At 65.3% G+C, this 11,678-nt stretch carries 11 protein-coding genes; 7 read left to right on the plus strand and 4 right to left on the minus strand.

Annotation, left to right across the window (positions count from 1 at the left end; genetic code table 11):
* The first annotated feature begins 581 nt into the window (after positions 1-581).
* A complete protein-coding gene (locus tag SMD10_RS12015) occupies positions 582-3,380 on the plus strand; it encodes an Rne/Rng family ribonuclease (RefSeq protein ID WP_331685939.1) in 2,799 nt (932 codons plus the stop codon).
* A 124-nt stretch (positions 3,381-3,504) separates the two neighbouring features.
* Here SMD10_RS12015 and SMD10_RS12020 read toward each other — a convergent pair whose 3' ends face one another.
* Entirely contained in the window at positions 3,505-3,996 is a 492-nt protein-coding gene (locus SMD10_RS12020) for a GNAT family N-acetyltransferase (protein WP_331685940.1), read from the minus strand.
* Between the two features lie 66 nt (positions 3,997-4,062).
* Positions 4,063-5,211 (minus strand): pyridoxal phosphate-dependent aminotransferase, encoded by a 1,149-nt coding sequence (locus SMD10_RS12025; RefSeq protein WP_331685941.1) that lies wholly within the window; start codon positions 5,209-5,211, stop codon positions 4,063-4,065.
* A gap of 212 nt (positions 5,212-5,423) precedes the next feature.
* Between SMD10_RS12025 and SMD10_RS12030 the strand changes: the two genes are divergently transcribed.
* The 6 genes from SMD10_RS12030 (at position 5,424) to aat (ending at position 10,802) form a co-directional block, all read left to right on the plus strand.
* Positions 5,424-6,812 carry a M48 family metalloprotease gene (locus SMD10_RS12030; protein ID WP_331685942.1) on the plus strand — a complete coding sequence of 463 codons (1,389 nt, stop codon included), beginning with the start codon at positions 5,424-5,426 and terminating at the stop codon, positions 6,810-6,812.
* Between the two features lie 46 nt (positions 6,813-6,858).
* Complete coding sequence (locus SMD10_RS12035; RefSeq protein ID WP_331685943.1) at positions 6,859-7,623, plus strand: DsbA family protein; 765 nt, start codon at positions 6,859-6,861, stop codon at positions 7,621-7,623.
* 184 nt (positions 7,624-7,807) lie between these two features.
* Positions 7,808-8,251: a type II 3-dehydroquinate dehydratase gene (gene aroQ, locus SMD10_RS12040; protein WP_331685944.1), complete on the plus strand. Its 444-nt coding sequence runs from the start codon at positions 7,808-7,810 to the stop codon at positions 8,249-8,251.
* 32 nt (positions 8,252-8,283) lie between these two features.
* Positions 8,284-8,760: an acetyl-CoA carboxylase biotin carboxyl carrier protein gene (gene accB, locus SMD10_RS12045; protein WP_331685945.1), complete on the plus strand. Its 477-nt coding sequence runs from the start codon at positions 8,284-8,286 to the stop codon at positions 8,758-8,760.
* Between the two features lie 10 nt (positions 8,761-8,770).
* Positions 8,771-10,123 carry an acetyl-CoA carboxylase biotin carboxylase subunit gene (gene accC, locus SMD10_RS12050; RefSeq protein WP_331685946.1) on the plus strand — a complete coding sequence of 451 codons (1,353 nt, stop codon included), beginning with the start codon at positions 8,771-8,773 and terminating at the stop codon, positions 10,121-10,123.
* A 7-nt stretch (positions 10,124-10,130) separates the two neighbouring features.
* Positions 10,131-10,802: a leucyl/phenylalanyl-tRNA--protein transferase gene (gene aat / locus SMD10_RS12055; protein ID WP_331685947.1), complete on the plus strand. Its 672-nt coding sequence runs from the start codon at positions 10,131-10,133 to the stop codon at positions 10,800-10,802.
* On the opposite strand, the gene SMD10_RS12060 is transcribed toward aat, so the two are convergent.
* Positions 10,739-11,182, minus strand: coding sequence for a DUF2155 domain-containing protein (locus SMD10_RS12060; protein WP_331685948.1), 444 nt, complete (start codon positions 11,180-11,182; stop codon positions 10,739-10,741). The genes aat and SMD10_RS12060 overlap by 64 nt on opposite strands.
* A 45-nt stretch (positions 11,183-11,227) precedes the next feature.
* The gene (locus SMD10_RS12065) at positions 11,228-11,608 is read right to left on the minus strand and encodes an NADH:ubiquinone oxidoreductase subunit NDUFA12 (RefSeq protein ID WP_331685949.1); all 381 of its coding nucleotides are present in this window, start codon (positions 11,606-11,608) and stop codon (positions 11,228-11,230) included.
* Positions 11,609-11,678 lie beyond the last annotated feature (70 nt).

The raw sequence follows: 11,678 nt of genomic DNA on the forward strand, positions 1-11,678 counted from the left end.
TCGCGAATCGACTGCAAGAGGTCCTTGTTTAAGAAATGTCGGCGCTTGCCCGAGACTGGAGCTTCATGTCTCCAAGACGAGGCGCTGTTTCGCTTTGCACTTGTTTCTTCTCTTGGCTCATCATAAAAGCGGAAGTGAGGCTGAGGTGTCTCATCCGAGACGGTTCTTGTCGGTGACGCGCTCGGATCGCCGGAGGAGTTCTCCGATTCGCGATTGAGGGCGCCCGCTGTGACGGGATCGCCAATCTTCGGGCCTCTTGCAAGATTTCTTGCGTTCGCGGGAGCGATCCTCGAGCAAGTTTCAGCCGTGCCGTCCGCTGGAACGCAGGACGGCGGCGTGTTTTCATCGGTTGCCCCATGGGTGGCCACCATATCGTTACGGGTTGTTCACCGTGTTGCCAGTCACCATCGAACGTCGGATCGTATCTCGCAGGGCAATGGGCCTTGCAGGCGGCCCGCCGCGCGACGTCGTGCATCGAAGCGAAAGCGGTACGCCCATTGCGGACAAGCCTCCCTCCGACCGCAGACCGGCGCCCCAGGCCGGCCGGCACCGGGGAGCATATGTCCCGGAGCTCATCCTGCATGGCAAACAACAAAATGCTGATCGACGCTTCCCATCCGGAAGAAACCCGGGTGGTCGTCGTCAAGGGCAACAGAATTGAAGAATTCGACTTCGAGTCGGAACATAAGAAGCAGCTCAAAGGCAATATTTATCTCGCCAAGGTAACCCGCGTCGAACCCTCTTTGCAGGCGGCCTTCGTCGATTATGGCGGCAACCGGCACGGTTTTCTGGCGTTCAGCGAGATTCATCCGGACTATTACCAGATCCCGGTGGCCGATCGGCAGGCGCTGATCGAGGAAGAGCTGGCGCGCGTCCAGGAGGACGAGGACAGCGAGCCCGCGGAGGAAGCCAAGCCGGCCAAGCCCGCCCGGCGATCCCGCCGTTCGTCCAAGAAGGAGCCGGCGCAAGCCGCGGCAGCGACCGAGGAGACGATCGCCGAGGCCGTAAACTCCGACGAGTCGGGTGAGGACGCGTCCACGGAAACCGCTGTCGAGGCGGACGCCACGGACGGCGAGCCCGAAGCAGCGAGCGACGACGCGCCGCAGACCGCAGCCGACGATTCCCAGGATATGACGGACGACGACGACGGCAGCGAAGAGGCTGACAAGCCGTCGGAAGACGACGAGGCGGAACGCCCGTCGGGTCGCCGCCGCGGCCGGCGCTCCCGCGCATCCACGGCGAAGTCCAATAGCGACGAGGACAGCGACGACGAGGCCGAGGAGGTCGACGAAGTCGGCGCCGAGGACGCCATGGAGGAGGTGCCGACCCGGCAATCGAAGCCGCGTCGCCAGTACAAGATCCAGGAGGTGATCAAGCGCCGGCAGATCTTGCTGGTGCAGGTCGTCAAGGAAGAACGCGGCAACAAGGGCGCGGCGCTCACCACCTACCTGTCGCTCGCCGGCCGCTACTCGGTTCTGATGCCGAACACGGCGCGCGGCGGCGGCATCTCGCGCAAGATCACCAACCCGGCAGACCGCAAGCGTCTCAAGGAGATGGCGCGCGATCTTAAAGTGCCGCAGGGGATGGGGATCATCCTGCGCACGGCGGGCGCCAACCGGACCAAGCCGGAGATCAAGCGCGACTACGACTATCTGATGCGGCTGTGGGAAACGGTGCGCACGGTCACCCTCTCCTCGACCGCGCCGGCGCTGGTCTATGAGGAAGGCAGCCTGATCAAGCGCTCCATCCGCGACCTCCACAATCGCGACATCGACCAGATCCTGGTCGCCGGCGAGGATGGCTACCGCGAAGCCAAGGACTTCATGCGGATGCTGATGCCGAGCCAGGCCAAGGTGGTGCAGCCGTATCGCGATGCGACGCCGATCTTCGCCCGCCAGGGCATCGAAGCCCAGCTCGACCGCATGCTTCAGCCGCACGTGACGCTGAAATCGGGCGGCTACATCATCATCAATCAGACCGAGGCGCTGGTCGCCATCGACGTCAACTCGGGCCGCTCGACGCGCGAGCACTCGATCGAGGACACGGCATTCCAGACCAATCTGGAAGCTGCCGAGGAAGTCGCGCGCCAGCTGCGGCTGCGCGATCTCGCCGGCCTGATCGTCATCGACTTCATCGACATGGAGGAAAAGCGCAACAACCGCGCCGTCGAGAAGAAGCTGAAGGATTGCCTGAAGGACGACCGGGCGCGCATCCAGCTCGGCCGGATCTCGCATTTCGGCCTGATGGAGATGAGCCGCCAGCGCATCCGCGCCAGCGTGCTGGAGTCGACCACCCAGATCTGCCCGCACTGCGAGGGCGCCGGCTACGTGCGCTCCAATTCCTCGCTGGCGCTGCACGTCCTGCGTTCGATCGAGGAGCATCTGCAGAAGCACTCCGACCATGACCTCGTGGTCAAGGTGCCGGCCGAAACCGCGCTCTACGTCCTGAACGAAAAGCGCGGCACGATCGGCGAGCTCGAAGCCCATCACGGCGTGCGGATCATCATCCAGGCCGACGACAGCGCCGGCCGCCAGTCGGTCGTCATCGAGCATGGCGCGGAGGCGGTGAAGTCCGAGCTGGTGACCAGCCATGTCCATCCCGAGACGGTGGTCGCCGAGGATGTCGACGAGGACGAGACGCTCGACACCGCCGCCGAGCAGGACGACGACGGCGACAATGGCGACAACGGCTCGCGCAACAAGCGCAAGCGGCGGCGCAGCAAGCGGCGGCGCGATCAGGACGACCGGTCCGCGGCGTCCGAGAGCGAGGACGGATCGAGCAACACGGCAGAGGACGAAATGGACTCCGACGCCGACAGCGACGACGCCCAGGACGACGACCAGGGCGGCCGCAACCGTCGGCGGCGCCGGCGCGGTCGGCGCGGTGGTCGCAAGAATCGCGATGGACAGGGCGACTCCGAAAGCCCCTCCTCGGACGACCAGCCCGCTGTCGCAGCCTCCGATGACGATGCGGAAGGCGGCGCGATGCAGGAACCGGTCGCCGAGAGTGCCTTCGAGAGCGAGACGGCGACCCCATCGCCCGACGACGAGCCTTCGGAAGGCGCTAGCGCCGCTGTAGCGGACACTGAGGCAACGCCGGCCGCCGAAACGGCGGACGTCGCCGTATCGGCCGATACCACTCCGGCCGAACCGATCGAGGCGCCGGCCATCGAACCGGCCGTGAGCGAGACGGCAGACGCGGCTGACGAGTCGGCCCCTGCGTCAGCCGAAGAGGATGAAAGCCCGGCCGCTCCGGCGGAAGAGACCACCGAGCAGCCCCCCTCGGGCGAGCCGCAGATCACGTTCACCGGCACCGGCGAGGATGACGCGGACAAGAAGCCGAAGCGGACCGGCTGGTGGTCGCGGCGCGGGTTCTTCTGAGCAACGGCAGAAAAGCCTGAAAGTAAAAAGGCCTGCAGGGCGCGATCCTTGCAGGCCTTGTCTTTGCGTCCCGGGCGCTGACGCGGCTTCCGATTGTTCGAAGGCGGCGGACGCTCCGTCGCCGTCAGCCGTCCGGGATTTTCTGCCTCGGCGTCTCGCCGCCCGGAGAGCGAAACATCAGCAAGTCCGGCCGGACAGCAACACGCTCGTCGGTTCGCTGCAGGCCCGCTTTTTCGGCGACCCGGATCGAGGCGTGATTGTTCTGTCGGATGGTGGCGAATACGCGGCGTCCCGCGGCTTGCGCCGCAGCGACCGCGGCGTTTGCGGCTTCCGACGCCAGGCCGCGCCCTTGCTGCTCGTGAAAAACGACATAGCCGAGCTCCAACCAGCCGTCCGGGCTGCTGAAAAATCCGCACAGCCCTGATATTTCGGCCGTTTCCGCCTCCATCGCCCACATGCTGTAGCCGTGCGCGGCTTCACACCGCATACGGCGGTCGAGCCAAGCGGCGGCTTCATCCATCGAATCCTTGCGCCACGTCACGTCGCGGGTGGTGATCGGACAGGACAGGATGCGGAAGACGGCCGCGAGATCGACGTTTTCCAGCGCCCGCAGCACCAGACGCGGCGTTCGAATCGGGGCAAGAGCTATCGCCATGACCGACTTTGGTCCTCCCAGGGCGCGCTACGCCAGCTGCGCCGCGATTCGATCGAGCGCCTCGACCAGTTCGGCATGGCTGCAGGCATACGACAATCGTGCGAACGCCTCGCCGCGGCGAAGATCGAAGTCGACGCCCATGGTCAAGGCGACATGGGCCTGTTCAAGGAGGCGGGCCGACCACTCGCTGGCCGTCCCCTGCCCGGGTGGGATCGCGGCATAGGCATAGAACGCTCCGTCGATCGGCGCGATCTGGCTGAAGCCGAGTTGCGGCAGGCGTTCCATCATCAGGTCGCGGTTCTGCCGGTAGCCCGCCTTGATCGACTCAAGCTCGTCCGTGGCGTCGAAGACGGCGAGCGCAGCCGCCTGCGACAGCTCCGGCGCCGAGATGTAGAGGTTCTGGCCGAGCCGCTCGGCCGCGCGCACCAGGCTCGGCGGCAGCACCAGCCAGCCGACGCGCCAGCCCGTCATGCAGTAGTATTTGGAAAACGAGTTGACGATGATCGGACTGTCGGAAAACTCCAGCGCCGTCGCTTCCGCCTCGCCATAGACCAGGCCATGATAGATCTCGTCGGAGATGAACCGGATTCCTTCGCGATCGGCAAAGGCGATGAGTTCGCGCAGCGTCTCGCGGGGTGTCACCGTTCCCGTCGGATTGGACGGGCTCGCGATCAACACGCCTTGCAGCGGCTTCAGCGCATGCTCGGCCGCAAGCCGGTCGGCATCGAGCACGTAGCCGTCCGTGACCGAGACCTCGATCTCCACCGGCTCCAGCCCCAGCGCTTTCAGGATGTTGCGATAGGCGGGGTAGCCCGGCGCGGCGATGGCGACGCGATCGCCGGGGTCGAAGGCCGCGATGAAGGCCAGATTGAAACCGGCCGACGAGCCGGTGGTCACCATGACGCGCTCCGCTCCGATCGACTGGCCGTATCTCTCGCCATAGTGGCGTGCGATGCGCTCACGCAGTTCCATCCGCCCGAGCGCGTCGGTATAGGCGATCCTGCCATGCTCCAGCATGGCTCGGGCGGCACCGATGGCAAGGCTCGGAGCCGGCGCGGCGGGTTGGCCCACGGCCAGCGATATGACTCGTTCGCCGGCGGCCGCCATCTGATTGGCTTTGGCCATGACGTCCATGGCGCGGAACGGATCGACAGACGAGCGCAGCGATGCCTTCATCCAACGGGATTCATTCAAATCGAAACTCCTCGATCGCGCCGACTCTTGATTGTCCCGATGCCGCAAGGGTAGATCAAGCGCGGACCGTCGATGCACCGGCGCCTCACAATCGCCGGAAAAGCGTGCCGATACGACGCTGCCGCCCGCGACCGCCGCGGCTGATCGAGCGCGGATCGAATTCTGAAAAGACCCACAGCGTCTGGACCGTCAGCATGAATTGTCCGTTGCGCCGCTTCAAGATGCGCTTTGTCTCGTCACTGGTCGCGCTGACGCTGGCGATCGTGCCGACGACTTCGCACGCGGCGCAGGGCAAACGCAACCTTCCCATCGTCCGCGACGCCGAGATCGAGAGCCTGATCACCGACTATGTCAAGCCGCTGCTCGGCGCCGCGGGGCTGTCGCGCTCGGGCATCGAGGTCGTGCTCGTCAACGACACCTCGTTCAACGCCTTCGTGGCAGGCCGCCGAATCTTCATCAACCTCGGCACGATTCTCGATTCGGAAAGCCCCAACGCGACGATCGGCGTGCTGGCGCATGAGATCGGCCATCTGGCGGGCGGCCACCAGCAGCAGTTGCGCGAGCAGCTCGAGCGCTCGCAGACCATCGCCATCGTCGCCGGGCTGCTCGGCGTCGGCGTGGCGGCCGCCGGCGCCGCATCCGGACAATCAGGCATTGCGCGGGCTGGCGCCGGGCTTTACTCCGGCGGCGCCGACTTCGCCCATCGTCTGCTTCTGCGCTATCAGCGCGGCGAAGAGACGACGGCCGACCGCGCCGCGCTCACCTACCTGCAAAAGACCAAGCAATCGCCCAAGGGTCTTCTCGACAGCTTCGAGAACCTGGTCCGCAACAGGCTCTTCGTCGGCAGCAGCTCCGACACCTATCTGTCGTCGCATCCCCTTCCCCAGGATCGCCTGACCTTCCTGGAAACCGCTGCCAAGGAGAGCCCCTATTACGACAAGAAGGACGATCCGCTGCTTCAGCAGCGCCACGACTTCGCCCGCGCCAAGATCGCGGCCTATACGGGCGGAGCGATCGCCGTCCGCCGAGCCTTTTCCCGCGAGCCCTACAGCTTCGCGGCGAGCTATGGCGACGCGATCGCCACCCATCTTGGAGGTTCGCCCAGCGAAGCGCTTGCAAAGTTCGACGACCTGATCCGGCTCGACCCCCAGAACCCCTGGCTGCACGAGATGCGCGGCGAGGTTCTGATGGAGGCCGGTCGCGCCAACGAAGCGGCGGCCGCCTACCGCAAGGCCGCAAGCCTCGACAAATCGCAGTCCGGCATCGTTCAGGCCGAGATCGGCGAGGCGCTGGTCACCGGCGGCGATCCGGCGAAGATGCAGGAGGCCGTCGAGCTGATCCGCAAGGGCCTGCAAAGCGATCCGGACAATTCGATCGCCTACCGCTTCCTCGCCATGGCCTATGGTCGGATCGGCGACGTCGGCGCCGCCGAACTGGCGACCGCAGAAGGGTACTGGCGCGCCGGCTCGTTCACCGAAGCCAAGGTCTTCGCCGCCCGGGCCCAGCAAAAGCTCAAGGCCGGATCGCCGCTTTGGCGTCAGGCCCAGGATATTATAGAAACCAAGACCGACAAGAAGGATTGAGCGGCCCGGCTCGGCCGCCCTGTTGTCGCAAGAGGAGACGACCCTGGTGCAACGCCTGATCATGCCGATCGCCGCGGCCGCGGCCCTATTCGCCGCCTGGCCGGCCCAAGTCCGCGCCGAAGACGGCTTTAGCGACGACCAGAAGCGCGACATCGAGACGATCGTGCGGGACTATCTGGTCGAGAATCCCGAAGTCCTCGTGGAGGCCTTTCAGGTTCTTGAAAGCCGGCAGGCCGAGCAGCAGGCCGCAGCCCAGAAAACTGCGCTCACGGCGCTGTCGGACCAGCTCACGGCGGTCCCGGCCGGCGCCGTTCTCGGCAATCCCGAGGGAGACGTCACCGTCGTCGAGTTCTTTGACTACAATTGCGGCTTCTGCAAACGAGGACTGGAGGCGATGAACTCGCTTCTCGACAGCGATCCGCAGCTGCGTTTCGTGCTGCGAGAACTGCCGATACTCTCCGAACAGTCGCAGGCGGCGAGCCGCGTCAGTCTCGCCGTGCAGAAGATCGCACCCGAAAAATACGGCGATTTCCATCGCGAGCTGCTCGGCTCCAAAGGTCTCGTCGACGAGGATCGCGCGCTTGAGGTGGCCAGCGATCTGGGCATCGAAGAGGCCGGGCTGAAGTCCGCGATGGCCGATCCGGAGATCGACAGCGAGCTGACCGCGAGCCTGCAGCTCGCCCATCAGCTCGCCATCAACGGAACGCCCGCCTACATCATTGCCGACGAGATTGTGCCGGGCGCCGTGGGCTTTCACAGCCTGGCCCAGAAGATCGCCAATGTGAGGCAGTGCGACAGCACCACCTGCTGAACCGCACCGCCGCAGACAAAGCGGACGACGAGCCGTCGTTTCGCGCACAGCGCCCGAACGATCGGCTGTCGCCCGTCCGACGCGCCCCGCCCGGCGCATCTTCCACCCGAGGCTGTTGCAGTTTATACCCCGGCGGAATTTCGCAGCGCCGATTTCCGAAACCTTCGCAGGGTCGTACCCGCCGATGCTTCCGATCATTTTCGTCCTCAACGGTCCGAACCTCAACCGGTTGGGCCGCCGCGAGCCCGAAATCTACGGCACGGAGACGCTGGCGGATATCGAGGCACGCTGCGCCAAGGCTGCGCAAAACCACGGGTTTTCGCTGGAATTCCGCCAGTCCAACCATGAAGGCGTGCTCGTCGACTGGATCCAGGAAGCAACCGACCGTGCCGCCGGGCTGGTCCTCAATCCCGGCGCCTACGGTCACACCTCCGTCGCGCTTCACGATGCGCTTCGCAGCTTCGATAAGCCGGCGGTCGAAGTCCACTTGTCGAACATTCACGCCCGCGAATCATTTAGACACCGAAGCCTGACTGCCCCGGCGGTTACAGGCATGATATGCGGCCTCGGCTCGATCGGCTATGAATTGGCGATCGCGGCGCTCGCCTCGCATGCGCGGGGCGACTAGTTTAGGCGCGTTTTGTGACCGGAAGGGAGACAATGCCCAATAAAGAAACGACCGTCGATCCGTCGTTGGTTCGCGAGCTGGCCGGTATTCTGGACGAGGCCGGTCTCACGGAGATCGAGATTGAGCAGGGTACGGTCCGCATAAGGCTGTCCCGCCAGGTAGAGGCCCTGCCCGCCATGTACCCGGCGGCGCAGCTGCAGAGCATGCCCGCGGCAGCACAGCCGGAGCTTGCCGAGGCGGCGAAGAGCCAGCCGGCGGCCGCGAGCGGTCCTGAGCCGGGTGCGGTTCCCTCTCCCATGGTCGGAACGGCCTATCTGTCTCCGGCACCGGGCGCCAAACCCTTCGTGGAGGTGGGGCAGACCGTCGCCGAGGGCGAGACGCTGCTGATCATCGAAGCGATGAAGACGATGAACCAGATTCCGGCACCACGCGGCGGCAAGATCAAGCGCATCTGCGTCGAGAATGCCCAGCCTGTGGAATACGGCGAGACGCTCGTCGTCATCGGATAAGGCCGTAGCCATGTTCAAGAAGGTACTGATCGCCAATCGCGGCGAGATCGCGCTACGCGTCCTGCGGGCCTGCAAGGAGCTGGGCGTCTCGACCGTGGCCGTGCATTCGACGGCCGACAACACCGCCATGCATGTCCGCCTCGCCGAAGAAAGCGTCTGCATCGGCCCGCCGCCCTCGCGCGACAGTTACCTCAACATCCCGCAGATCCTGGCCGCCTGCGAGATCACCGGTGCCGACGCGGTGCATCCGGGCTACGGCTTTCTGTCGGAAAACGCGCGGTTTGCCGAGATCCTCGAAGCGCACAACATCACCTTCATCGGCCCGACCGCCGAACATATCCGCGTGATGGGCGACAAGATCCAGGCCAAGAAGACGGCCGTGGAACTGGGGATCCCCGTCGTGCCGGGCTCGGCCGGAGCGATCACCGAGGAGCGTGAGGCGGCGCGTATCGCCGCCGAAATCGGCTATCCGGTGCTGATCAAGGCAGCGGCCGGCGGCGGCGGCCGGGGCATGAAGGTGGCGCGCAACGCCGCCGAACTGCCGACCGCTATACAGACGGCGCAGTCCGAGGCCGGAGCGGCCTTCGGCGATGATTCCGTTTATATCGAGAAATACCTGGAAAAGCCGCGCCATATCGAGGTCCAGGTGTTCGGCGACGGCCAGGGCAACGCCATCCATCTCGGCGAACGCGACTGCTCGCTGCAGCGGCGCCACCAAAAAGTCTGGGAAGAGGCGCGTTCGCCGGCGCTCACCGACGAGCAGCGCGAGCGGATCGGCGACATCTGCGCCAAGGCGATGCGCGGGCTGGGCTATCGCGGTGCGGGCACTATCGAGTTCCTTTATGAGAACGGGGAATTCTACTTCATCGAGATGAACACCCGGCTGCAGGTCGAGCATCCGGTGACCGAGGCGATCACCGGGCTCGACCTTGTCCACGAGCAGCTGCGGGTGGCAGCCGGCGACGGCCTATCCCTGACCCAGGACGAGGTCACCTTCCACGGCCATGCCATCGAATGCCGGATCAACGCCGAGGACCCGGTGACGTTCGCCCCCTCGCCCGGCCGCATCACCCATTACCACCCGCCGGGCGGTCTCGGCGTCCGCGTCGACTCGGGCGTCTATCAGGGCTATCTGATCCCGCCCTTCTACGACAGCCTGATCGGCAAGCTGATCGTTGCCGGCCGCGATCGCCAGGAATGCCTGATGCGCCTGCGGCGTGTGCTCGACGAACTCGTCGTGGACGGTGTGAAGACGACCATTCCGCTGTTCAGCGAGTTGATCGACAACGAAGACATCGCCCGCGGCGACTACGACATCCACTGGCTGGAACACTTCCTGTCACACGCCCGCGCTGCGGACTGACGGCGGCATGGCGAGGCCGGCGGACCAAAGCTTTCGGATCACCCCTGCGATCCTGCTCAAGGCCTATGCCTGCGGCATCTTCCCGATGGCCGAAAGCGCCGATCAGCCGGGGCTTCACTGGATCGATCCGGTGGAGCGTGGTGTTATTTTCCTCGACGCCTTCCATGTCTCGCGCAGCCTGAGGAAGGTGATCCGCCGCACGCCGTTCGACGTTCGCTTCAACACGACCTTTCCTGCCGTCATCGACGCCTGCGCCGAGCCCGCTCCGGGACGTCGGCAGACCTGGATCAACGCCGAGATCCGCGACCTCTACATCGCGCTCCACCATCGCGGTCACGCCCATTCGGTCGAGGCCTGGCGCGACGGCGCTTTGGTCGGCGGACTTTATGGGGTCAGCCTGGGCAGCGTGTTCTTCGGCGAAAGCATGTTTTCACGCGAGACCAACGCCTCGAAGGTCGCCCTCGTCTATCTATGGGATCGGCTCCGGCGCGGCGGCTTCACGCTGCTCGACACCCAGTTCCTGACCGCTCATCTGGCAGGCTTCGGTGCCGTCGAGATTCCGCGCGACGACTATCAGGGCCTGCTCGAACAGGGGATCGCCCGCGAAGCGACGTTCTATCCGGCCGACGGCGGCGGGACGTCGGAGTCCATTTTGCAGTCCTTGAGCCAGACGTCGTAGACCGGGTGTTCGACGGCGTTGAGGCCGGGCGAATCAGCAAACATCCAGCCGGTGAAGATGCGCCGGATCTTGCGGTCGAGCGTGATCTCGTCGACTTCCACGAAGGTGTCGGTCTTCGGCGTTTCCGTCGACGGACGCGAATAGCAGGCGCGCGGCGTCACGCGGAGCGCACCGAACTGCACCGTCTCGTTGATATAGACGTCGAAGGAGATGATCCGCCCGGTGATCTTGTCCAGGCCGGAGAAGACCGCGACCTTGTTGTCGATCCGTTCGGCGGCGGCCGGCGTTGAAGCCAGCGCGGCAATGGCGGCGGCGAACACGATAAGGCGCGGGAAGGTCACGACGGTCTCTCTACGGGCGTTTGTCGGCAGAAGCGCCATCTACCCACCATCAAGACCTGTCGGATTTGTGGCGGGCCGTTCGGGTCAGGGCGTCCAGGCGTCGTAGTCGCCGGTGACGCGCGGCCGATGCTCGGGACTGAGCAGAGAGCCCTTGGGCCGGTAGGCGCGGCTCGTGCCCGTCAAATTCTCGATATGCGGCTTCTGCCACGGCCTCGGCTTGTAGTTCTCCTGAGGCGGCGCCAGGTCCGAGCGATGGTGCATCCAGCCCCACCAGCCCGGCGGGATTTTCGAGGCCTCGGCCTCGCCGTTGTAGATCACCCAGCGGCGTTCGCCGCCCTTGGTCTGATAGTAGATGTTGCCGAACTCGTCCTCGCCGACGCGCTGTCCGGCGCGCCAGGTGAAGAAGCGGGTACCGATCGTCTGGCCGTTCCACCAGGTGAGGATCTGAATCAGCAACTGTTTCATCGGTCTCTTCCTCGGGTCCGGCGTGCGTTATGAGCCGGGCCGCTCGAAATGTCCACCCGAATGACCGCGC

The sequence above is a fragment of the Consotaella aegiceratis genome (assembly GCF_036541425.1).
In the GTDB taxonomy this organism is placed as follows: Bacteria; Pseudomonadota; Alphaproteobacteria; order Rhizobiales; family Rhizobiaceae; genus Consotaella; species Consotaella aegiceratis.